Source organism: Microbacterium meiriae, assembly GCF_032364335.1.
In the GTDB taxonomy this organism is placed as follows: Bacteria; Actinomycetota; Actinomycetes; order Actinomycetales; family Microbacteriaceae; genus Microbacterium; species Microbacterium meiriae.
The window spans coordinates 1,462,362-1,483,344 of record NZ_CP133984.1; the positions used below are offsets into that span (position 1 = coordinate 1,462,362).

The 20,983-nt window shown below is 70.7% G+C and carries 19 protein-coding genes; 13 read left to right on the plus strand and 6 right to left on the minus strand.

Annotated elements, in window-relative coordinates; all coding sequences use genetic code 11:
- The first annotated feature begins 16 nt into the window (after window positions 1-16).
- From RI211_RS06920 to RI211_RS06950, 7 genes are all read left to right on the plus strand, one after another.
- The gene (locus tag RI211_RS06920) at window positions 17-913 is read left to right on the plus strand and encodes a F0F1 ATP synthase subunit gamma (protein WP_187663821.1); all 897 of its coding nucleotides are present in this window, start codon (window positions 17-19) and stop codon (window positions 911-913) included.
- 26 nt (window positions 914-939) lie between these two features.
- A complete protein-coding gene (atpD, locus tag RI211_RS06925) occupies window positions 940-2,394 on the plus strand; it encodes a F0F1 ATP synthase subunit beta (protein ID WP_187663822.1) in 1,455 nt (484 codons plus the stop codon).
- 2 nt (window positions 2,395-2,396) lie between these two features.
- Window positions 2,397-2,657 carry a F0F1 ATP synthase subunit epsilon gene (locus RI211_RS06930; protein WP_025103153.1) on the plus strand — a complete coding sequence of 87 codons (261 nt, stop codon included), beginning with the start codon at window positions 2,397-2,399 and terminating at the stop codon, window positions 2,655-2,657.
- 75 nt (window positions 2,658-2,732) lie between these two features.
- Window positions 2,733-3,479, plus strand: coding sequence for a YaaA family protein (locus RI211_RS06935; protein WP_315637043.1), 747 nt, complete (start codon window positions 2,733-2,735; stop codon window positions 3,477-3,479).
- Between the two features lie 136 nt (window positions 3,480-3,615).
- Window positions 3,616-4,425 carry a large exoprotein gene (locus RI211_RS06940; RefSeq protein WP_268776469.1) on the plus strand — a complete coding sequence of 270 codons (810 nt, stop codon included), beginning with the start codon at window positions 3,616-3,618 and terminating at the stop codon, window positions 4,423-4,425.
- 243 nt (window positions 4,426-4,668) lie between these two features.
- On the plus strand, window positions 4,669-5,466 hold the full coding sequence (locus tag RI211_RS06945; RefSeq protein WP_187663825.1) for a PP2C family protein-serine/threonine phosphatase: 798 nt from the start codon (window positions 4,669-4,671) through the stop codon (window positions 5,464-5,466).
- Window positions 5,467-5,523: 57 nt separating this feature from the next.
- A complete protein-coding gene (locus RI211_RS06950) occupies window positions 5,524-8,289 on the plus strand; it encodes an FtsK/SpoIIIE domain-containing protein (RefSeq protein WP_315637042.1) in 2,766 nt (921 codons plus the stop codon).
- Window positions 8,290-8,320: 31 nt separating this feature from the next.
- On the opposite strand, the gene RI211_RS06955 is transcribed toward RI211_RS06950, so the two are convergent.
- Entirely contained in the window at window positions 8,321-9,316 is a 996-nt protein-coding gene (locus tag RI211_RS06955; RefSeq protein WP_315637041.1) for an asparaginase, read from the minus strand.
- 84 nt (window positions 9,317-9,400) lie between these two features.
- Between RI211_RS06955 and RI211_RS06960 the strand changes: the two genes are divergently transcribed.
- A complete protein-coding gene (locus tag RI211_RS06960) occupies window positions 9,401-9,898 on the plus strand; it encodes an OsmC family protein (RefSeq protein WP_315637040.1) in 498 nt (165 codons plus the stop codon).
- A gap of 9 nt (window positions 9,899-9,907) precedes the next feature.
- Here RI211_RS06960 and RI211_RS06965 read toward each other — a convergent pair whose 3' ends face one another.
- Window positions 9,908-10,687, minus strand: coding sequence for a lysophospholipid acyltransferase family protein (locus tag RI211_RS06965; protein WP_259953685.1), 780 nt, complete (start codon window positions 10,685-10,687; stop codon window positions 9,908-9,910).
- Window positions 10,688-10,811: 124 nt separating this feature from the next.
- Between RI211_RS06965 and RI211_RS06970 the strand changes: the two genes are divergently transcribed.
- Both RI211_RS06970 and dxr read left to right on the plus strand, forming a co-directional pair.
- On the plus strand, window positions 10,812-11,774 hold the full coding sequence (locus RI211_RS06970) for an FKBP-type peptidyl-prolyl cis-trans isomerase (RefSeq protein WP_187663830.1): 963 nt from the start codon (window positions 10,812-10,814) through the stop codon (window positions 11,772-11,774).
- Window positions 11,775-11,816: 42 nt separating this feature from the next.
- Window positions 11,817-12,899 carry a 1-deoxy-D-xylulose-5-phosphate reductoisomerase gene (gene dxr, locus RI211_RS06975; RefSeq protein ID WP_187663831.1) on the plus strand — a complete coding sequence of 361 codons (1,083 nt, stop codon included), beginning with the start codon at window positions 11,817-11,819 and terminating at the stop codon, window positions 12,897-12,899.
- A 12-nt stretch (window positions 12,900-12,911) separates the two neighbouring features.
- Here the strand turns inward: dxr and RI211_RS06980 are convergent, their stop codons facing one another.
- The 3 genes from RI211_RS06980 to RI211_RS06990 form a co-directional block, all read right to left on the minus strand.
- Complete coding sequence (locus RI211_RS06980; protein WP_259953787.1) at window positions 12,912-14,528, minus strand: Mur ligase family protein; 1,617 nt, start codon at window positions 14,526-14,528, stop codon at window positions 12,912-12,914.
- A gap of 92 nt (window positions 14,529-14,620) precedes the next feature.
- The gene (locus RI211_RS06985) at window positions 14,621-15,295 is read right to left on the minus strand and encodes a YcnI family copper-binding membrane protein (RefSeq protein WP_280569756.1); all 675 of its coding nucleotides are present in this window, start codon (window positions 15,293-15,295) and stop codon (window positions 14,621-14,623) included.
- An 89-nt stretch (window positions 15,296-15,384) separates the two neighbouring features.
- A complete protein-coding gene (locus RI211_RS06990) occupies window positions 15,385-15,969 on the minus strand; it encodes a hypothetical protein (RefSeq protein WP_315637037.1) in 585 nt (194 codons plus the stop codon).
- Window positions 15,970-16,035: 66 nt separating this feature from the next.
- Here RI211_RS06990 and RI211_RS06995 point away from each other — a divergent pair, with 66 nt between their 5' ends.
- Window positions 16,036-17,349, plus strand: a complete 1,314-nt coding sequence (locus RI211_RS06995; RefSeq protein WP_315637035.1) for a M50 family metallopeptidase — start codon at window positions 16,036-16,038, stop codon at window positions 17,347-17,349.
- Window positions 17,350-17,364: 15 nt separating this feature from the next.
- On the opposite strand, the gene RI211_RS07000 is transcribed toward RI211_RS06995, so the two are convergent.
- Window positions 17,365-19,248: a chorismate-binding protein gene (locus tag RI211_RS07000; RefSeq protein ID WP_315637032.1), complete on the minus strand. Its 1,884-nt coding sequence runs from the start codon at window positions 19,246-19,248 to the stop codon at window positions 17,365-17,367.
- Window positions 19,249-19,458: 210 nt separating this feature from the next.
- Here RI211_RS07000 and ispG point away from each other — a divergent pair, with 210 nt between their 5' ends.
- Entirely contained in the window at window positions 19,459-20,589 is a 1,131-nt protein-coding gene (gene ispG, locus RI211_RS07005; RefSeq protein ID WP_025103167.1) for a flavodoxin-dependent (E)-4-hydroxy-3-methylbut-2-enyl-diphosphate synthase, read from the plus strand.
- A 13-nt stretch (window positions 20,590-20,602) separates the two neighbouring features.
- Window positions 20,603-20,935 (plus strand): nuclear transport factor 2 family protein, encoded by a 333-nt coding sequence (locus RI211_RS07010; RefSeq protein WP_315637030.1) that lies wholly within the window; start codon window positions 20,603-20,605, stop codon window positions 20,933-20,935.
- Window positions 20,936-20,983: the final 48 nt, after the last annotated feature.

Consider the following 20,983-nt stretch of genomic DNA (forward strand, 5'->3'; position numbering starts at 1 on the left):
CGTGAGGTACTGATTCATGGGCGCTCAACTCAGGGTCTACAAGCAGAAGATCTCTTCTGCTCAGACGACCAAGAAGATCACGAAGGCGATGGAACTCATCGCGGCTTCGCGCATCCAGAAGGCGATGGCACGCGTCAAGGCGTCCACCCCCTTCGCGCGGGCCGTGACGAGGGCCGTGTCCGCCGTCGCGACGCACTCGAACGTCGACCACCCGCTCACCCGCGAGCCCGAGACGATCCGCCGCTCCGCGGTCGTGATCTTCTCGTCGGACCGCGGTCTCGCCGGAGCCTTCAACTCGCAGATCCTCCGTGAGGGTCTCGAGGTGGCGGAGCTCCTGCGCGAGCAGGGCAAGGAGCCGGTGTTCTACCTCGTGGGCCGCAAGGCCGTCGGGTACTTCCAGTTCCGTCGCATCGCGGCCGCTGCAGAGTGGACCGGCGACACCGACACCCCCTCGTTCCACACGGCGGAGGAGATCTCGCAGACGCTTCTCGAGGCCTTCAACCGTGGCGGCGAGGACGGCGGCGTCGACGAGATCCACCTCGTGTACAACCGCTTCGTCAGCATGATGACGCAGTCGCCGGAGTCCGTGCGCCTGCTGCCGCTGGAGATCGCGGAGGCCGACGATTCGGAGGCGGGCAGCACCGTCTACCCGCTGTACGAGTTCGAGCCCGACGCCGAGACGGTGCTCGACGCGATCCTGCCGGTGTACATCCAGAGCCGCGTCTTCAACGCCCTCCTGCAGTCGTCCGCCGCCAAGCAGGCCGCGACGCAGAAGGCGATGAAGTCGGCCAGCGACAACGCCGACAAGCTCATCACCGACTACACCCGCCTGCGCAACAACGCGCGTCAGGCCGAGATCACCCAGCAGATCGCCGAGATCGTCGGTGGCGCCGACGCTCTCGCATCGAGCTGACAGACCCTCAGGAAAGAGACGAAGAAATGACCACCACCGCCACGGCTGAGCAGCCGGCGACCGCGGTCGTCGGGCGCGTCGCCCGCGTCAACGGTCCGGTTGTCGACATCGAGTTCCCGCACGACTCGATCCCCGACATCTACAACGCCCTGAAGACCACCATCGTGATGGGCGAGGAGTCCACCGAGATCACGCTCGAGGTCGCGCAGCACCTCGGCGACGACCTGGTCCGCGCCATCGCCCTGAAGCCGACCGACGGCATCGTCCGCGGTCAGGAGGTGCGCGACACCGGTGAGGCCATCTCGGTCCCCGTCGGCGACGTGACCAAGGGCAAGGTCTTCAACGTGATCGGCGAGGTGCTGAACCTCGAGCCCGGCGAGACCATCGAGGTCACCGAGCGCTGGCCGATCCACCGCAAGGCCCCGAACTTCGACCAGCTCGAGTCGAAGACGCAGATGTTCGAGACGGGCATCAAGTCGATCGACCTCCTCACCCCGTACGTGCTGGGTGGCAAGATCGGTCTCTTCGGTGGTGCCGGTGTCGGCAAGACCGTCCTCATCCAGGAGATGATCCAGCGCGTCGCGCAGGACCACGGTGGTGTGTCGGTGTTCGCCGGTGTCGGTGAGCGCACCCGTGAGGGCAACGACCTCATCCACGAGATGGAGGAGGCGGGCGTCTTCGACAAGACCGCCCTCGTCTTCGGCCAGATGGACGAGCCGCCGGGGACGCGTCTGCGCGTCGCCCTGTCGGCTCTGACGATGGCGGAGTACTTCCGTGACGTGCAGAAGCAGGACGTGCTGCTCTTCATCGACAACATCTTCCGCTTCACGCAGGCCGGTTCCGAGGTCTCCACGCTGCTGGGCCGCATGCCCTCCGCCGTGGGTTACCAGCCGAACCTCGCCGACGAGATGGGCCTCCTGCAGGAGCGCATCACCTCGACGCGCGGTCACTCGATCACCTCGCTGCAGGCGATCTACGTGCCGGCCGACGACTACACCGACCCGGCCCCGGCCACGACCTTCGCGCACCTCGACGCGACGACCGAGCTCTCCCGTGAGATCGCGTCGAAGGGTCTGTACCCGGCCATCGACCCGCTGACCTCGACGTCGCGCATCATGGACCCCCGCTACTTGGGCGAGGACCACTACCGCGTGGCCACGACGGTGAAGCAGATCCTCCAGAAGAACAAGGAGCTGCAGGAGATCATCGCCATCCTCGGTGTCGACGAGCTCTCCGAGGAAGACAAGATCGTCGTGTCTCGTGCACGTCGCATCCAGCAGTTCCTCTCGCAGAACACCTACATGGCGAAGAAGTTCACGGGCGTCGAGGGCTCGACCGTGCCGCTGAAGGAGACCATCGAGTCGTTCGATGCGATCACCCGGGGTGACTTCGACCACGTCGCCGAGCAGGCCTTCTTCAACGTCGGTGGCATCTCCGACGTGGAGGAGCGCTGGGCGCAGATCCAGAAGGAGAACGCCTGACCATGGCGCTGCATGTCAGCCTCGTCTCCGCCGACGCGGAGGTCTGGACGGGAGAGGCGAGCCTCGTCGTCGCCAAGACCGTCGAGGGCGAGATCGGCTTCATGTCCGGTCACGAGCCGGTGCTGGCCATCCTCGCCGAGGGTCAGGTCCGGATCACCCAGACGGATGGCGCCAAGGTGCTGGCGAACGCGCAGGACGGCTTCCTCTCCATGGAGGGCGACGTCCTGACGATCGTGGCCGGCAACGCGGCACTCATCTCCTGACAGTCCTGTACATCGCGTCCGCCTCGACACCCGCCCGGGTGTCGAGGCGGACGCGTCTCTTTCCCCTGAGGTCCCATGAAGATCCTGCTTCCGCCGTCCGAGACCAAGCGCGAGGGCGGTGACGGCGGCCCGCTGGATGTGCCCGCGCTGGCACTCCCGAACCTCACACCGCAGCGGACCGCCGTGATCGACGCTCTCGTCGCTCTCGCCGCCGATGAGGACGCGAGCCGGCGCGTGCTGAAGCTGAGCGATCGGCAGCGGGGGGACATCGCGCACAACCGTGTCATGAGGAGCGCGCCCACGATGCCCGCGGTGGACCGCTACACCGGTGTACTGTTCGACGCCCTCGACGCGGCGTCGCTCTCGACCGCCTCCCGTCGCTGGCTGGACGCCCACGTGTGGATTCACAGCGCTCCGTTCGGCCCGGTCGCGGCCCTGGACGCGATCCCGACCTATCGCCTGGCAGCCGGCACCACGCTTCCGGGGATGCCGCCGCTGCGTCGCCACTGGGCCGATCCGACGGCGGCGGCGATCGCGGCCGATGCCCCGGCTTTCGTGCTCGATCTGCGCAGCGAGGCGTACGCGGCACTCGGACCCGTGCCGGCCGGGGTGCCGTCCGTGTACGTGCGGGTCGTCACGGCGCAGGGGAGGGCGCTGAACCACTTCAACAAGAAGTCCAAGGGGCTGCTCGTCCGGGCACTTTCCGAGGACCGGCCGCGTCTCGGCTCGCTCCGAGGGCTGCACCGGTGGGCGCGGGCGCACGACGTCGTTCTGCGGGACGGCGCCGCACCGGGGGAGATCGAGCTGGTCGTCGCCGACTGACGGTCCCGAGGCCGGCGAATCGCCCCCGGCGGTCGTTGCCGCCCCCTGGGCGCACCGCTACCATGTCCAATGCGAGGCGGGGAGTCTCGTGGCGGGGGACGAGAGCCGTCTCCCCTGACCAGAGAATGTGAGCCTCATGGGTTACGACGACTACGGAGCGGGCTATCTCGGCCTGCTCTTCGCCTACTTCTTCGTCATTCTGCTGATCGCGGTCGCCGGGTACGTCCTGGTGTCGCTCTTCTACATGAAGATCTTCCAGAAGGCCGGCGTGCAGGGCAACTGGCGTGCCTGGGTGCCCGTCTACAACATGATGATCTTCTTCAAGCTCGGTGACCTGAGCCCGTGGCTCGTCCTGTACGGCATCGCCGGCACGGCCCTGCTGAGCTGGATCGGCATCGGCTTCCTGTTCTCGCTCGCGCTCTCGGTGCTCTCGGTCATCGCCGCGTGGCGCGTGGGCCTCAAGCTCCAGAAGGACGCCGTCTGGGTCGTCCTCTACGTCTTCCTCTCCGTCGTCTGGCTCGGTATCAACGCGTTCGACAAGTCGCGCTGGAACCCGAACATCCAGCCGGCCTCCTGGGCGGGTAACGGCTTCCTCGGCGACCGCACGGTGTGGGACGGCATTCCCGTCCAGCCGGCAGCGGCCGCCCCGCAGCAGGGCTACGGTGCGCCGCAGGGATATGGGGCACCGCAGGGCTACGGCACCCCGCCGCAGGGCTACGCGCCGCCGACGCAGGCGTACACGCCGCCTTCGGCACCCGGCTACGCGCCGCCCGCCGGCCCCGCCGCCCCGGCGACGGGTGCGCCGATCCCTCCGGTGCCGCCCACGACGCCTCCGGCGCCTCCCGCGGCTCCGCCCACGACGCCTCCGGCCCCGCCCGCGGCTCCTCCCGCCGCTCCTCCGGCGCCGCCGACCACACCGAACGATCCCACGCAGCCGCCTGCGTGACGACGTGAGGAGAACCCCCGGTCTTCGGATCGGGGGTTCTTCGCGTCCGTGGCTCCTCCGTGTCCCCACATGCCGCTAACGTGGAGACATGGACTCGTCGCAGCGGAGGGAAGTCGTCCCTCCTCCCGTCGCCCCGCGCCCCGTCCACCGCCATCCTGGTGCGGTCCCGAGGAGCGAGTTCCACTACGATGTGTGAGTATCCTGCGCCCGCCCCATCCGCCGCAGGTCCATCGGAGGCAGTTCGTGGCTGAGACCAAGACGCACACCCTCACGGTTGCGCATCGTCCGTTGCGGCTGTCCTGGGCCGGCGTCACCGACCAGGGGCGCCGCCGGGAGACGAATCAGGACGCCCTCCTCGCCGAGTACCCGCTCTTCATCGTCGCGGACGGCATGGGAGGTCATGCCGGCGGCGAGATCGCCAGCCAGAGCACGGTCGCGCGCCTGCGGGCGATGGTCGATGCCGACGACGTCACCCCCTCCGCGATCGAGAAGGCTCTCGCGCTCGCGGTGGACGACATCGCCGAGCACCCGGACACCACCGACGAGGGGACCGGCACCACGCTCACCGGCGTCTACCTGGACGAACAGGGAGACGAGCCGCACTGGGTGGCGCTGAACATCGGTGACTCGCGCGTGTACCTGCTGCGCGACGACCGGCTGCTGCAGGTCACGACCGATCACTCCGTCGTGCAGGAGCTCATCACCGCCGGCAAGCTCAGTCCCGAAGAGGCGGAGGGCCACCCGTACAGCAACGTGATCACCCGCGCGGTCGGTGCGAGCGAACTCACGGCGCCGGACTACGTCACCATCGACGTGCGGCCGGGCGACCGTTTCGTCATCTGCTCCGACGGTCTCACGAAGGAGCTCACGGACTACGGCATCCAGCACTTCCTCCGCGCTCATGCCGACCCCGCGGAGAGCGTCGACGCGATGCTCGCGGCGGCCCTCGACAACGGAGGGCGCGACAACGTCACCGTGATCGTCCTGCAGGTCGACGATCCCGAGGATCCTTCCTCCCCACCCGCGGACTCGGGGGAGTAGCGCTCCGGACCCTGTGGAGAGGCCCTATCCGCCCCGGCGGTGAGCTCCACTGGAGGCATGCACTCCTCGCCCCTGGTCCTCCCGTCCGCCATGGCGCCGGCCCGGCGGCGCCCGCTTCCCCTCATCGCCGCCGTCGTCCCCGTGGGAGTCGGTCTGGCTCTCTGGTTCACGACCGGTGCGGTGCATGCGCTCTGGTTCGCGGCTCTCGGGCCGCTGATGCTGGGCGCGTCGCTCCTCGACGCAGCCCGCGGACGTCGTCGCGAACGGCGAGCCGAGGCGCTCCGGATGCACGCCGCATGGGCAGAGGTCGAAGCGCAACTGCACCGCCGCCACGCGGAGGAGCGCGCAGACGAGGAACGTCGTCACCCGGATGCCGCCTCGTGTCTGCGCAGCCGCCCGTTGCAGGATGCCCGGCCGCCCGACCACGACACTCCGCTCGTCGTGGGACGCGGATCCCGGGTCAGCACCGTGCGCTGCGAGGGCGGTGACGACGAGCGCGCCGCTGCGTTCCGCCGCCGGTGCGGTGTCCTGGAAGACGCGCCGCGGGTCGTCCTCCTCGGTCGAGGAGTATGCCTGCGGGGCCCGCAGCCGCTCGCCAGGGCCGCCGCACGTGCGCTCGTCGTCCAGCTCTGTCTCCGCTTCTCCCCGAGTGTGCTCTCCCTCGTCGGCGACCCGGCGCGGGACGGGGCGCTGGCGGGCTTCCCGCACATGCAGCAGGCGCGACGCGGTGGTTTCCGGCTTGCCCTCGCAGAGGAGGCCGCATCGGCCCCGAGCGCCGATGCGGTGATCTGGACCCTGCCGACCGGTGCGGACGTTCCGGACGGCATCACGACGGTGGTCGACATCGTGGAACCCGGTGCGGCGACTCTGCGCACCCCGGACGGCGAGGACGGGGTGGACGTCGAGTACCTGTCGTCGGCGCAGGCGACGGCGGCCGCCGAGCTGTGCGGCGGGAAAGGGTCCGCGACGGAGGCGACCGGGGCGGCGGTGGCGCTCCGGGACCTTCCGCAGCCACCGGTGGGCCCAGGCCTCCTCGTGGCGCTCGGTCGCGGAGCACACGATGCCCCGGTGATGGCCGACATCGTCGAGGACGGCCCGCACGCGATCGTGACGGGGATGACGGGGACAGGCAAGAGCGAACTCCTCATCACATGGGTCGCCGCCGTCTGCGCGGGGTACGGGCCGGAGCGGGTGAGTGTCCTCCTCGCGGACTTCAAAGGAGGGACGGCCTTCGATCGCCTGCGTGAGCTGCCGCAGGTCGTCGGCGTCCTCACGGACCTCGACGAGACGGAGGCGCGGCGCGGCGTCGCCAGCCTGGCCGCAGAGATGCGCCGCCGTGAGGGTGCCCTCGCGGCGGCGCAGGCGCGCGACGTGCGTGAGACCGCCCTTCCCCGACTCCTGATCGTCGTCGACGAGTTCGCCGCCCTGCTGCAGGAGCACACAGAGCTGGCGGCGGTGTTCACCGACGTCGCGGCGCGGGGGCGCGCCCTGGGCATGCACCTGGTCCTCGGCACGCAGCGCGCCGCCGGGGTCATCCGCGATGCGCTCGCGACGAACTGCCCGCTGCGGCTGAGCCTGCGCGTCGCCGAGACTTCTGACAGCAGGGCGATGCTCGGCACCTCCGGCGCAGCCGAGCTTCCCGGCGGAGCGGAGGGCCGAGGCCGTGCGCTCCTCCGTCGCCCGCAGGACGACGAGCCGCTGCCGGTGCGCATCGCCCTCACCGATGACGACGTCATCCGACGGATCGCGCAGCGATGGGCGGGAGCGCCGACGTCTCCACCTCCGTGGCGACCCGCTCTCCCGACGCGCCTGCCGCTCGACGCGCTGCTGACCGCTCGGGCAGGGTCCGCGCCTTCGGAAGCCGGGCCCTGCCTGGTGCTCGGACGCGCTGACGAGCCCGAGAATCAGGCGCAGCCGCTGGAGGTTCTGCATCCTGGCCGCGACCGCGGGCTCGTGGTCCTCGGCGCCCCGGGAACGGGGCGGACGACAGCCTTGCGTGTGATCGCGGCGCAGCATCGCCACAGCGCGTGGTTCCCGGATGATCCCGAAGCGGCCGTCGACCTGCTTGCCGCGTGGGTCGAGGGCGACACGGCGCCACCCGACGTCGTGCTCGCGGATGATCTCGATCTGCTCCACGCGCGCCTGCCTCTCGACGTCGGCCACGAGTTCGTCCAGCGGTGGGAGCAGCTGGTGCGATCATCGGCCACCGTCACCTGGGTGCTCGCGGCCGGTCGGGCGACGGGTCCGCTGGCCCGCGTGCTGGAGGCACTCCCGCGTCGGGCCCTGCTGCGGATGCCGACACGCGTCGAGCACATCGCCGCGGGCGGCGAGGTCGCTCACTTCCGACGCGATCGTCCGCCGGGGAGGGCCGTGTGCGGAGAGCGGGAGATGCAGTTCGCCTGGGTCGAGGGTCCCGGGGTGGAGTCGCGCTCCGGAGAGCTGCGGGGGAGCACGCCGGTGTGGGTGCCGCAGGCGGAGATCACGGCGTTGGTCACCCCGGGCGTCGTCGGCGTCGTCGCGGCGTTGGCGGCCGCGCATCCCGACTGCGACGTACAGGCGGTGGGTCCGGAGGTGAGCGGAACGGGGCGACCGCTCGTGCTGGTGGGCGATGCCGAGAACTGGCAGCGTCAGTGGGCACTGTGGCAGCGGGTGCGATCGCAGGGGGAGGTGCTCATCCGGGCGGAGCGGCCCGGCGAGCTCCGCCAGCTCGTCGGCATCCGCGCTCAGCCGCCGTACGCGCGACCGGACGCCGGGCGGGCCTGGTCCGTGATCGGAGACCGCCCTCCCCGGCGGGTGGTCCTCCCGGCGCTGGACCGGCGATGACGGTCAGCGGCACGGGGACGACGAGGTCGGGTCAGATGCCCGCACCCGGACGGATCGCGCCGACGTTCGCGCCGCCCCCGAGCACCGTGAGCGGCAGGGAGTCGGCCAGTCCGGTCACGTCGGCGTCGCTGAGCCCGCCCGCGCGTGCCAGCAGCGCGGCGGCCACGATCGTGGACGCGCGTGCGCCGCCGTCGAGCATCTTCAGCGCCACCGTGGTCCCGTTCGGGGCGACCATCACCATGACACCCTCCGCGCCGCCCTTGGCGAAGACCCCGAGCCGTTCGATCGCGATCGTGTCAGGGCGCCCGGGGCCGTCGATGGTCCAGGGGTTCTCGCGCACCGCCTTCACCAACGAGCCCGCCACGCGGTGCAGCGCGAAGGGGGAGCGCTCGGAGGCGGTTCCGATGCGGTGGATCGCGCGGGCCAGTCCGGTGAGGCTGAGCGCGTACACGGGGGCACCGCAGCCGTCGATCGCGGTGTGGGCCATCTTCTCGCCGGTCAGCCGGGCGATCACATCGCGGATGTGCGCCTGGAGCGGATGCGAGGGGTCGAGGTAGCCGTCGGTCGGCCAGCCCGTCGCGACGCAGGCGCGGAGCATCGCGGCGTGCTTGCCCGAGCAGTTCATGCGGATGCGCGCCTCCTGGCCGTGCTCGCGCACCATCTCATCGCGGGTCGCGGAGTCGCTCGGCCAGGCGGGCGGACACGCGAGGTCGTCCTCGTTGAGGCCGCCCGCGGTGAGCATCTCGCGCGCGACCTCGGCGTGCCGATCGGTGCCGGAATGGCTTGCCGTCGACAGCGCCAGCTGCTCGCCCTCGAGTACCGCACCGGCGGTGAGGCAGGCGACCGCCTGCAGGGGCTTCAGGCTGGAACGGGGGAGGATCAGCGCATCCGCATTCCCGTGCCGCGCGACCACCTCACCCTCGGGGGAGAGCACCACGGCCGCCCCGGCGTGACGCGACTCGATGAAGCCGCTCCGCTCCACGACGGCGAGCTCGACGGAATCCTGAACGGTGAGAGTCTCCAGCACCCGACAACTCTACCGGCGGGTCCGGCCCAGCCTGGTCGGGTGCCGAGTCGACGCCGTGTCGGCGGCACCTGGCAGACTGAGCGCATGCCAGAGCAGACGACTCCGCGGTCCCTCGGCGAGCACCGCTACGCCCTCACCGCCACCTGGACCGGCAACACCGGATCCGGCACGAGCGGCTACCGGGACTACCGCCGCGATGTCACGATCGAAGTCGCGGGCAAGCCCGAGCTGCTCGCCTCCTCCGACAAGCCGTTCCGCGGCGATCCGGCGCGGTGGAATCCGGAGGATCTGCTGCTGGCCTCGCTCTCCGAGTGCCATCTCCTGTCGTACCTGCACGCCTGCGTGACGGCCGGAGTGGTGGTCGTGTCCTACCGGGACACCGCGAGCGGCCTGATGCGCGAGAACGGCGCCGGCGGCGGTTCCTTCGTCGAGGTGCTGCTGCGCCCGGAGGTCGTCGTCGCCGAGGCCTCGATGATCGAGGCGGCCGAGCGCGCGCACGCTCAGGCGAACGAGTGGTGCTTCATCGCCAACTCGGTCAACTTCCCCGTCCGGCACGAAGCGACGGTGACGGCCGCCGGCTGAACGGACTCCTCAGCGGCGTTCGTGCGGGAGCGCCTGCTTGATCTTCTCGATCGTGTTCTGAGCCGGCGCCTCGTTGTAGGTGCCCGCGAGCTCCTGTCCGGAGAGCGCGTGGATCGCGGCCATGATCTCGTCGGTCGCGAGCCGGCGCGCGCGGCCGCTCGTGGCCGGTCCGTGCGGCGACAGATCCAGGGGCTCGCCGAAGCGCACGGTGATCCGCTCGGACAGCGTGGGCATCTTGGCGCCGACCGGCATCACCTTGTCGGTGCCGATGAGTCCCACGGGGACGACGGGTGCTCCCGTCTGCAGAGCGAGGAAGGCCACGCCCGTGCGGCCCTTGTACAACCGGCCGTCGGTGGAGCGGGTGCCCTCAGGGTAGAGCGCGACGGCGAGGCCCTCGTCCAGGAGCTGACGCTGCAGGTCTAGGGCGTCCAGCGCCGCCTGGCCGGCGCCGCGGCGGACCGGGATCGCACCGATCGCCTCGAAGAACGTCTTGGACGCCCAGCCCTTCATGCCGGTGCCCTCGAAGTAGCTCGACTTGGCGAGGAAGTGCACGGGACGCGGAGCCGCCACCGGGATGGCGATGGAGTCGATGAACGACAGGTGGTTGCTGGCGAAGATCACCGGGCCTGTGGTGGGGACGTGCTCACGTCCTTCGATACGCGGCCGATAGACGAGCCGGGCGAGCGGGGCGATGAGGCTGCGGCCCAGCGTGTAGGTGAAGCCGGCGTGCCGGGGCTTCGGGGAGTCCTCTGAGGGGGTTTCGGGGTCCACGGACTGCTCAGAGCTCATCAGAGCAGGCTACTCCCGGATCCATGCCGACGTGGGAATGAAGACTCGCGCCGCCGCTTCCCAGCGCGAGCAAAGGGCGATGAGGCAGGATGGAAGCTCCCGCCCGCGATCGTGAGGTCTTCCTGTGCGCACCCGTCCGCTGCTCGTCCTGTCCACCGTCGCTGCGGCGACCCTGCTGCTGGCGGGATGCTCCGGGAACGGCGATCCGCAGAGCACCTCCTCTCCGGACGCTTCCGGGTCGAGCCAGTGCCTCGTGAACGCGAAGGCCGGCGACACCTCGGACGCCATCGAGGTGGACGGCGAAGGTCTCGACGCCAAGATCACGGTTCCCGCCGATGCGGAGTTCGCGAACGTCGAGCGGACCGTCGTGTCCGAGGGCGAGGGAGACGACCTCGCGGCGAACGACCTCGTCTCCGTCCAGTATCAGATCGTCGATGCCGCCAGCGGCGACGTGGTCGACTCGTCGGCGCGCGGCGAGGACGGCACGCTCCCCGTGCTCCTCGACCCGAACCAGTCGTCGCTGTTCGTCGCCGCGCTCGAGTGCGAGCCGGTCGGATCCCGCGTCGTCCTCGCCATCCCCGGCAGCGCGCTCGGTGAGGGGCAGAGCAACATCGTCGTCTACGCGGAGGCCGTCGACCGGCTCCCCGAGGTCGCCTCCGGCAAGGAGGTCGAGCCGACCGCCGGCATGCCCGAGGTCGAGCTCGACGACGATGGCAAGCCGTCCGTCACGATCCCGGACGGCGATGCGCCGACCGAGACGAAGGTCTCCGTCCTCAAGCAGGGCGACGGCGCAACGGTGGCGTCCGGCGACCTCGTCGTGGTCCAGTACCTCGGGGTGAAGTGGTCCGACGGCGAAGAGTTCGACTCCAGCTGGAGCCGCGATGCGGCCCCCGCCCAGTTCCAGACGACGGGAGTCGTCGCCGGGTTCCAGAAGGCGCTCGAGGGTCAGAAGGTCGGTTCGCAGGTTCTCGTCGTCATGCCGCCGTCCGATGGCTACGGCGCGAGCGAGGGGCACGAGCTGCAGGACGAGAGCCTCGTGTTCGTCGTCGACATCCTCGCCACGACTCCGGTCCAGCCGCAGCAGTAGCCGCGGCCCGGGAGAGCCGGCGGCGTGTCCTAGGCTGGCGTCATGCGTCGCGTCATCATCCTCGGCTCCACCGGTTCCATCGGCACGCAGGCGCTGGATGTGATCCGCGCCAATCCGCGACGCTTCGAGCTCGTCGGTCTCGCCGCGGGGTCGAACGCCACGATGGTGGCCGAGCAGGCGGCGCAGTTCCAGGTGGAGCACACGGCTCTCGGCGCGGTCGAGGCTGAGCAGCTGGTCCGCGACGTCGAAGCCGATGTGGTGCTGAACGCCATCACCGGCTCGATCGGTCTCGGCTCGACGCTCGCTGCGCTGGAGGAGGGGCGGACCCTCGCGCTGGCGAACAAGGAGTCGCTGATCGTCGGCGGTGATCTCGTGCTCGCCGCCGCGGCACCCGGGCAGATCGTCCCCGTGGACTCCGAGCACTCCGCGCTCGCCCAGGCCCTGCGCTCCGGCACACACGATGAGATCCGCCGTCTGGTGGTCACGGCCTCGGGTGGCCCGTTCCGCGGCAGGTCGCGCGACGAGCTCACCGGAGTGACCCCGGAACAGGCGCTGGCGCATCCGACGTGGAACATGGGTCGCACGGTCACCACGAATTCGGCGACCCTGGTCAACAAGGGGCTTGAGGTCATCGAGGCGCACCTGCTGTTCGACGTGCCCTACGACGACATCGACGTCGTCGTGCACCCGCAGTCGATCGTCCACTCCATGGTGGAGTTCGTCGACGGCTCGACCATCGCGCAGGCCTCGCCGCCGGACATGCGTCTGCCGATCTCGCTGGGCCTGGACTGGCCGCACCGCGTGGGCGGTGTGGGCCGTCCGCTGGACTGGACCACGGCGACGTCCTGGACCTTCGAGCCGCTCGACGACGACGCCTTCCCCGCGGTGGCGCTCGCAAAGGCCGTCGGGCGCGCCGGAGGCACTTTCCCCGCCGTCTACAACGCCGCCAACGAGCAGGCCGTGGACGCGTTCCACGAAGGGCGCCTGCCGTTCCTCGGCATCGTCGACACCGTGCAGCGGGTCGTCGACGCGCACGACGCTCCGGACGCGTTGACCGTGGAATCGCTCGCGGCGGCCGAGGACTGGGCGCGGCGGAAGGCCGACCAGCTCATCGCCGCCGTCTGACGCGGCGCGGGCTCAGTCCTCGTCCGGGTACGGCACGGGCCAGCGCGGCTCCGGCACCGGCCAGCCGGCGGCCTTCAACGCACGCCGGGAGAGCTCGCGGGCCGAGTACGGCGTCCGCACCCCTCGGATGTCGCGGTAGTCCTGGTGCCCGGGGCCGGCCCAGAGGATCGCGTCGCCGTCGCCGACGAGTCCGACGGCGGCCACGATCGCGGCCTCCGGCGGGGAGTACTCGTGGATCTCGGCGTCGGGACGGGCGCGACGCGCGCCCTCGACGAGCGTCGCGCGGATCGACGCCGGGTCTTCGAATCGCGGGTGGTGATCCGTCACGACGAGGATGTCGCTGCCCTCCACCGCGGTGCGGGCCATGTCGAAGCGCTTGCTGGCGTCCCGGTCGCCGTCGGCGCCGAAGAGCATGAGCACCTTGCCGGGAGTGACCCGCCGCACGGCGGCCAGGGTCTTCTCGAAGGCGTCGGGCGAGTGGCCGAAGTCGACGAAGACGGCCGGCCCCCGCGCGCCTGAGACGAGCTGCGTGCGCCCTGGCAGGTAGGCGTGGATGCCGCCGTCGCGCTGCAGGGCCTCGACGATCCGCTCCCAGGCATAGCCGCCCTCGAGCAACATGACGATCGCGAGCGCCGCGTTCGCGGCCATGTGGGGGCCGATCACCGGGACGGTCGTGGTGAGCGTGCCAGCCGGTCCCGTCATCGTGAACGTCGTTCCGGTCGTCCGCTCGTCGTCGATGACGACCACCCAGTCCGCTCGCGATGCCTGATCGGCGTCGGCGGCGATGGAGGGCGTCCCGACGGTGATGACGGGGATCTCGGAGCGCTCCACGACCAGGGCCCCGGAGGAGGAGTCGAGGCACACGACGCCGCGGACGGCGCGATCGGGCCGGAAGAGCGGCAGCTTCGCCTCGAAGTACTCCTCCATGTCGGCGTAGTCGTCGAGGTGGTCGTGGCTGAGGTTCGTGAATCCCGCGACGTCGAACCGGATGCCGTCGACACGGTGCCGGGAGAGGGCCTGGGCGCTGACCTCGACCGCGACGGCCTCGACCTCGCGCTCCCGCATCAGCGCGAGCAGGGCGTGCATCTCCGACGCCTCAGGGGTGGTGAGCCGCGAGACGATGACCTCGCCCGCGATGTGCCGTTCGGCCGTGGAGGAGAGCCCGGTGACGACGCCCATCTGTTCGAGGATGCCCTCGAGGAGGTGCGAGACGCTCGTCTTGCCGTTCGTCCCGGTGGTCGCGAAGAGCAGGGGAAGCGGGTCCTCCGCTCCCGTGCCGTACACCCAGGCGCTCAGCGCGCCGAGCACGCCGCGGGGGTCGTCGACGATGAGGATCGGGAGGCCGGCGTCCGCGGCGATGTCGGCGCCCGCCTGGTCCGTGATCACGGCGACCGCCCCCTTCTCGGCAGCGGTCTTGGCGAAGTCCGCGCCGTGGCGGTTCACGCCGCGGATCGCGACGAACGCCTCGCCGGGACGCAGGTCCGCCGTGGCGAGGGTGATGCCACTGAGAGCGACGCCCTCCACGTCGCCGCGCACGGAGCGGGCGAATCGGGAGGCGAGTTCGGACAGCTCGCGCCGGGGCGGGTTCGCGGGGCGGAGCACGGGGGGCAGGGTCGGCTGTTGTTCCATCGACATGTCGTCTCCATGTTCTCATGACGGCGGTGTCGGCCCGGGCGGGTCGGTCCGCCGCGCGCCGGAGCCGGGCGCGGCGGACCCGGGGCTCAGGCGCGGCGGCGGAACGCGAGCACGGCGACCACGAGAGCCGCGACACCGGCCAGGAGGCCGCCGGCGCCCAGCGCGATACCCAGGGCGTCGTCGCCGGCATCGGCCGTCGCGGGCTGCGGTACGGTGCTCGTGCCGTGACCGCCCTCGGCGTTGTCCGTCACCGTCACGACGGGAGCGGGGGAGTCGAGGTCGTGCGGGTCCTCGCCCTTCTCGGCGAGCTGCGTCCACTCCGTCGCCCCGTCGACGCACTGCTGGACCACCGGGAAGGCGAGCGTCTCGGGCGTGTCCTCATCCAGTCCCACCGACATGCTCACGGCGCCGCGGAGGTCGGTCGGCACGGGCGTGAGGGCGGTGTAGGTGACCGCGCTCACGAGACCGTCGTCGCCGCGTTCCACCTGGATGCTCCAGTCGCCGTCGAGCGTCGGGGCGACGGAGGCGAGGCCCTCCGGCATGGTGACGCGCAGGGCTGTGGTGGGCGAGGTGCCGCACCCGTGCGAGAAGGAGAAGGTCAGCACGCCGTGGTCACCGGCGGCGAGCTCGTCCGGGCTGACGGTGACGTGGGCGCCGGCCATCGCCGGGACGGCGAGGGCGAGGGCGAGTCCGCCGATGATGCCGGTGGCTCCGAGGAGGGCGCGGCGCGGACGGCGGGGGCGGATGGTGGGGTTCGACATGGGGTCTCCAGATGCTCGTGTGGGGGCGCGCGGGAACAGCGCGGCCCGAAGGGGCCGTCTCTCGAGGACGGCAGGGTCGGCGGGGCGGCTCAGCCGCCGACGGGCACCGGCGGACCGCGCCGCGACACCACCACGGTCATCGCGGCATCGAGCGGAGAGCGGAGAGCGGAGCGCAGCGGACGCGGCGGTGCGGGAGGCGCGGAGGTGGGAGTCGCCGCGCGCCGGAGCGCGGCCTGGAACCAGCGGGCGATCGCGCGCAACACGCTCTCGCCGTGCCACAGCAGCAGCGTGGTCAGCACCGCGCAGGCGAGGTGCGCAGACAGCATCAGCGTGTCCGGGCCGGGAGCCGGGGACAGCGGTGCGAGCGCGCCCAGGTCGAGGTGATGCGCGTGCGTGCCGATGACGGACGCGCCCCCCGCTGTGGGCGCACCCAGAAGCTGGAAGAGCAGGTGGAACGCGGCCTGCGCCAGGAGCACGGCCACGGCGACCCGTGCGCGTGACGGCCGACCGCCGGCCACCGCGGCGGAGAGCGGGACGAAGAGCAGCGCGACGGCGGCGATGAGCAGGGGGTGCGGAGCGGCGCCGCCGGCGAGCGTGTGCGACACGGCTGCGAGGAGCGTGGCGATCGCGGACACGGCGGCGGCGCGGAGGAAGCGCAGCTGCCGGGACGTCATCCCGCCAGCCTAGCCATGCTGTGCGAGCCGGGCGGATTCCTAGGCGGTGGGCAGTAGCGTGGGCACGTGGAATTCCTGCTCTATCTGGGCGGCATCGTGTTCATGCTGATCGGCCTCGGGCTCTCGATCGGTCTGCACGAGGTCGGTCACCTCGTCCCTGCGAAGCTCTTCGGCGTGCGTGTCGGCCAGTACATGATCGGCTTCGGGCCGCGCCTGTGGTCGAAGCGGATCGGCGAGACGGAGTACGGCTTCAAGCTCCTGCCTCTCGGCGGCTTCATCTCGATGTCGGGGATGTATCCGTCGTCGAAGGACAGCGGACCCGCGTCCGGCGCGTTCCGCACGCTCATCCAGGATGCGCGCTCGGCCAACGACGAGACGATCGCCGAAGGCGCGGAGGATCGGGTCTTCTACAAGCTGCCGGTCTGGAAGCGCGTGATCGTCATGCTCGGCGGACCGCTCATGAACCTCGTGCTGGCCGTGGTCATCTTCACCGTCCTCGTCAGCGGAATCGGCGTGCAGCAGGGCACCACGACGGTCGCGGCGGTGAACGAATGCGTGGTCCCTGCCTCATCGTCGGCGACCGAATGCGGTGCCGACGATCCGGAGTCTCCGGCGGCGGCGGCCGACGTGCAGCCAGGGGACGTCCTCGTCTCGATCGACGGGACACCGGTGGCGACCTTCGCCGAGGCGACTGCGATCGTGCAGGCCTCGCCGGGACAGCCCCTCGATCTCGTCGTGCGCCGGGACGGCACGGAGCAGACGCTCACCTTCACGCCGATCGCCGCGGAGCGCACCATCACGGATGCGAGCGGCCAGCCGGTGCTCGACGACGACGGCGAACCTGTCGTGAAGGAAGTCGGCTACGCGGGCATGATCGCGCAGATGGGCTACGTGCAGCAGCCGCTCACCGCCGGACCGCAGATGGCGGCGGACACGGTCGCCCGGGTCGGCTCGCTGATCGTCACGCTGCCCGTGCGTCTGTGGGACGTGGGTGTGTCGTTGGTGACGGGTGGGGAACGCGATCCGAACGGGCCGCTGAGCGTCGTCGGTGTCGGGCGTCTGGCGGGCGAGGTGGCCGCGACGGACGCGCCGGTCCTCAACCGCTTCGCCGTGCTGCTCGGCCTCCTCGGGTCGCTCAACGTCGCGCTCTTCGTGTTCAACCTCATCCCGCTGCTGCCCCTCGACGGCGGTCACGTCGTCGTCGCGCTCTGGGAAGGGATCAAACGGGCGTGGGCGAAGCTCTTCCGGCGGCCGCCGCCGGCTCCGGTCGACGCCACGAAACTCGTCCCGCTGACCGTCGTCGTCGCGACGCTGCTGATCGCGATGGGAGCTCTGCTGCTGGTGGCCGACCTCTTTAACCCGGTCAAGCTGCTGGGCTGAGCGACCGGGACGCACTCAGCGCAGGGCGTGTGCGACCAGACGCTCCAGCGTGCGGATGCCGTCGCGGGACAGGATCGACTCGAGGTGGCCCTGCACCGATGCGAACCCGTCGCCGCGGAGGGCGTAGACGTCTCCGGTCGCCGGATCCGCGGAGACCTCGGCCGCGCCCACCGTCGTCACTCCGGGGTCGACCCGTGCCGTGAAGGTGTTGTAGAACCCGATCGAGGCGTCCTCGCCGAACACCGGCACGGCCTTCTGCAGCCCCTGGTGCGGAGCGTCGAGGGGCGTCAGCGCGATCCCCATCCGGTCCGCCAGGATCTGGTGGCTCAGGCAGACCGCGAGCAGCGGGGCATGCGCCTGAAGGCGGGCCGCCACGACCTCGCGCATCCGGGCGATGCGCGGGCTCGCGTCGTCTCGGGGGTCGCCGGGGCCGGGGCCGGCGACGACGAGATCGGCCGTCTCGACCGCCTCGTCGTCCACGTCGTCCCAGGACGCGATGGTCACGTCGAGCCCGAGGTGCCGCAGCTGATGCGCGAGCATCGTCGTGAAGCGGTCCTCGGCGTCGACCACGAGGGCGGAGCGGCCGGAGAATGGCCCCGTGAAGTCCTCACCCTGCGGGTTCAGCCAGAACTCGGCGAGCCGGGCGTTGCGCGAGGAGAGGAGCGCGGCGACGTCCTCATCATCCGCGAGGCGACGCGGCTCACCGGGGGCGTCGGCGTCGCTGCGGGCCTCCGCCACACGGTCCCGGTCGATCGCGCCGATGGCGCCGAGTACACCCGCTGCCTTGCCGTGGGTCTCGGAGACCTCGCCGTGCGGGTCGGAGTGGCGGACGAGGGTGGCGCCGACGGGAACGCTCAGCTCGCCGTCCTGCAGATACACCGTGCGGATGAGGATCGGCGCGTCGAGGTCGTGGCCGCCGTCGGCGTTGGGGGTGAAGAGCGCGGCGACGCCGGAGTAGTAGCCCCGCGGCTTGCGCTCGTGCCGCCGGATCACGGCGCAGGCGTTCTGCATGGGGGAGCCGGTGACAGTCGGGGCGAACATCGTCTCGCGGAGGATGTCCCGGGGGTCCAGAGCGCTTCGACCGCGCAGCATGTACTCCGTGTGCGTCAGCCGCGACATCTCCTTCAGATGCGGGCCCGTGATGCGTCCGCCGTCGGCACAGACCGCGCTCATCATCTTGAGCTCCTCGTCCACGACCATGAACAGCTCCTCGGTCTCCTTGGTCGAGGCCAGGAAGTCGGTCAGCGTCTCCTTCGTCGCGCCGCCCGCCGGATGCCGGAAGGTCCCCGAGATGGGGTTCATGGTGACGACGCCACCGCGGGCCACGACGTGCGCCTCCGGGCTCGCCCCCACCGCGATGTGGCCGGGGGTGAACACCGCGAAGGTCCAGTAGGCTCCGCGCTCATGGGCGAGCAGAGCCCGGAACCAGGTGAGGGCCGCCTGCCGTTCGTCCGCCTCGACGGTCGCCGTGAAGTCGCGACGGATGACGAAGTTCGCCCCCTCGCCGCGGCCGATCTCGTTGGCGATCACGGTCTCGACGATGGCGGCGTACTCCTCGTCGGCGATGTCGAAGCGCTCGTCGCGCAGTGGGATCGGCGCGGTGGGAAGCGCATCGAGCACAGCCGCGGTCGGCAGATGGAGGTGCTCGTCCACGACGATGCAGCGCAGCGGCGCCCCGTCGTCCTGCGCGACGAATCCGCGCTCTCGGACCTGCCGGTAGGGGACGAGGGCGAAGACCTCCCGGGACTCTCCCTCGGACGTCAGAGGGATGTCGGAGAGCAGCTCGACGTCGGTCACGGCGCCGGTGAGCAGCTCCACGGTGTCCGCGCCGTCACGGGCGATCAGCACGAAGGACGCAGTGGGATCGGCGCTGAGCTCGTCGAGGCGAGAGAGGGTCATCGATGTCTCCTGTGCGAGGGCTCCGGCTCGGCGCAACGAAAAGACCGCCCCGGAGGCGGTCTGGATTCGAGGGAACGCGAACACACCGCCTAGGAGGCGGGCCACCAGGTGATGTGCGCGATCATGGGGCGAAACTACCACACCCGCCGCATCCAGCCCTTCCGCATCCTGGCGGCGTAGGCTGGGATCGTGCCAGCAGTGAATCTTGGGATGCCGAAGGTCCCCGAAGTCCTCGCCCCGCGTCGCAAGTCCCGTCAGATCAAGGTGGGCAAGGTGCTCGTCGGCGGCGATGCGCCCGTCAGCGTGCAGTCGATGACGACGACGAAGACCACCGACATCAACGGGACCCTGCAGCAGATCGCGGAGCTCACCGCCTCCGGCTGCGAGATCGTCCGGGTCGCCGTGCCCTCGCAGGACGACGCGGACGTGCTGCACATCATCGCGAAGAAGAGCCAGATCCCGGTCATCGCGGACATCCACTTCCAGCCGAAGTACGTCTTCCAGGCGATCGACGCCGGCTGCGCCGCCGTGCGGGTCAACCCGGGCAACATCCGCAAGTTCGACGACCAGGTCGGCGAGATCGCCAAGGCAGCGAAGGACGCGGGTGTCTCGCTCCGTATCGGCGTCAACGCGGGCTCCCTCGACCGTCGCCTGCTCGAGAAGTACGGCAAGGCCACGCCGGAGGCCCTCGTCGAGAGCGCTGTCTGGGAGGCGTCGCTGTTCGAGGAGCACGACTTCCACGACTTCAAGATCTCGGTGAAGCACAACGACCCGGTCGTCATGGTCAAGGCCTACCGCCAGCTCGCCGAGCGGGGCGACTGGCCGCTGCACCTCGGCGTGACCGAGGCGGGACCGGCCTTCCAGGGCACGATCAAGAGCGCGACCGCGTTCGGCATCCTGCTGGGGGAGGGCATCGGCGACACCATCCGCGTCTCGCTGTCCGCGCCGCCGGCCGAGGAGGTCAAGGTCGGTCACCAGATCCTCCAGTCCCTCAACCTCCGGGAGCGCAAGCTCGAGATCGTCTCGTGCCCCTCGTGCGGTCGGGCTCAGGTCGACGTCTACACGCTCGCGGAAGACGTCACCGAGGGGCTCAAGGAGATGACGGTGCCGCTGCGCGTCGCCGTCATGGGCTGCGTCGTGAACGGCCCGGGTGAGGCGCGCGAGGCCGACCTCGGTGTCGCGTCCGGCAACGGCAAGGGCCAGATCTTCGTCAAGGGCGAGGTCATCAAGACCGTCCCGGAGGCTGACATCGTCGCCACCCTCATCGAGGAGGCGAACCGCATCGCCGCCGAGATGGGCCCGGACGCTCCGCTCGGCACCGCCCAGGTCGTCACCGCCTGATCCGAGGAGTGCCGTGTCCGACATCCTCCTGCCCGCGCCGGTCCAGGCCATGGTCGACGCGATCAACGCCGGGGACACCGAGGCCTTCGTCGCCGCGTTCGCCGTGGGAGGCTTCGTGAACGACTGGGGCACCGTCAAAGCCGGCGCCGACGGCGTACGCAGCTGGGCGGACAGCGACGCGATCGGCGCCGGGGCACGGATGACCGTGCTCTCCGCCACCACGGATGGCGACATGACGCGCATCCGCTTCGGGTGGAGCAGTCGCGTCTTCAACGGCGAGTCCGATGGGATCTTCGTCGTCGACGGCGACCGGCTCGCCAGCTTCACGATCCCACCGTCCCACTGACACCCCGTGCCTGATCGGCACCATCGTTCCGTCGTCTCTCCGAGGAGC

Excerpts from the sequence above, each read along its gene's own strand:
- RI211_RS06990 (WP_315637037.1), bottom strand. The coding sequence starts at position 15,969 with ATGACGTCCCGGCAGCTGCGCTTCCTCCGCGCCGCCGCCGTGTCCGCG.
- RI211_RS06965 (WP_259953685.1), bottom strand. The coding sequence starts at position 10,687 with ATGAGCTCTGAGCAGTCCGTGGACCCCGAAACCCCCTCAGAGGACTCC.
- RI211_RS06980 (WP_259953787.1), bottom strand. The coding sequence starts at position 14,528 with ATGGAACAACAGCCGACCCTGCCCCCCGTGCTCCGCCCCGCGAACCCG.
- RI211_RS06930 (WP_025103153.1), top strand. The coding sequence starts at position 2,397 with ATGGCGCTGCATGTCAGCCTCGTCTCCGCCGACGCGGAGGTCTGGACG.
- RI211_RS07000 (WP_315637032.1), bottom strand. The coding sequence starts at position 19,248 with ATGACCCTCTCTCGCCTCGACGAGCTCAGCGCCGATCCCACTGCGTCC.
- RI211_RS06950 (WP_315637042.1), top strand. The coding sequence starts at position 5,524 with ATGCACTCCTCGCCCCTGGTCCTCCCGTCCGCCATGGCGCCGGCCCGG.
- atpD (WP_187663822.1), top strand. The coding sequence starts at position 940 with ATGACCACCACCGCCACGGCTGAGCAGCCGGCGACCGCGGTCGTCGGG.
- RI211_RS06960 (WP_315637040.1), top strand. The coding sequence starts at position 9,401 with ATGCCAGAGCAGACGACTCCGCGGTCCCTCGGCGAGCACCGCTACGCC.
- RI211_RS06985 (WP_280569756.1), bottom strand. The coding sequence starts at position 15,295 with ATGTCGAACCCCACCATCCGCCCCCGCCGTCCGCGCCGCGCCCTCCTC.
- RI211_RS06935 (WP_315637043.1), top strand. The coding sequence starts at position 2,733 with ATGAAGATCCTGCTTCCGCCGTCCGAGACCAAGCGCGAGGGCGGTGAC.
- dxr (WP_187663831.1), top strand. The coding sequence starts at position 11,817 with ATGCGTCGCGTCATCATCCTCGGCTCCACCGGTTCCATCGGCACGCAG.
- ispG (WP_025103167.1), top strand. The coding sequence starts at position 19,459 with ATGCCGAAGGTCCCCGAAGTCCTCGCCCCGCGTCGCAAGTCCCGTCAG.
- RI211_RS06940 (WP_268776469.1), top strand. The coding sequence starts at position 3,616 with ATGGGTTACGACGACTACGGAGCGGGCTATCTCGGCCTGCTCTTCGCC.
- RI211_RS06920 (WP_187663821.1), top strand. The coding sequence starts at position 17 with ATGGGCGCTCAACTCAGGGTCTACAAGCAGAAGATCTCTTCTGCTCAG.